A 426-nucleotide genomic window follows, 5' to 3' on the forward strand; every position below is an offset into this window, starting at 1 on the left:
GTTCAAGGCCGAGAAGGCGCCGAGGGTGCCGGTGCATGGCGTGGGGGAGAACGCGTTTTTCATGATCCCCATGCCGGACGACAAGTACAATCGCCTCGGTCTGCTGGCCGTGTACGCGGGTCCCCGCGTCGTGCAGCTCACCCTCGACGCCCGGGGCGACGAGCCGATCGAAGCGACCCGGCCCCGGCTCGAGCGGCTCGCCGGCCTCATCCTGCCGCGGCTGCGTTGACTTGCCGGGCCTTCAGACGCCCGGACGGCGGGGAAGCAGGATCGTGGTGATAAGGGTGAGGACGACCTCGTCCCGCTGGTTCCGGGTCGTGACCCGGAGCCGCGCGGTGCCGCGATCGGGTTTGGACGTTGAGGCACGCACGTCGAGAACCTCCCACTCCACGCTGAGGACGTCGCCCGGCACCACGGGCCGCGGCC

At 70.4% G+C, this 426-nt stretch carries 1 protein-coding gene and 1 pseudogene; one reads left to right on the plus strand and one right to left on the minus strand.

The window, feature by feature from the left end; translation table 11 throughout:
- A partial coding sequence (locus I6F37_RS41280; protein WP_225154562.1) for a hypothetical protein occupies positions 1-229 on the plus strand: 229 nt, incomplete at its 5' end.
- 12 nt (positions 230-241) lie between these two features.
- Here the strand turns inward: I6F37_RS41280 and I6F37_RS41285 are convergent.
- Positions 242-426 (minus strand): annotated as a pseudogene (locus I6F37_RS41285) (dehydratase); the annotation flags it as partial.

It is taken from the genome of Bradyrhizobium sp. NBAIM08 (assembly GCF_020193935.1).
Lineage (GTDB): Bacteria > Pseudomonadota > Alphaproteobacteria > Rhizobiales > Xanthobacteraceae > Bradyrhizobium > Bradyrhizobium yuanmingense.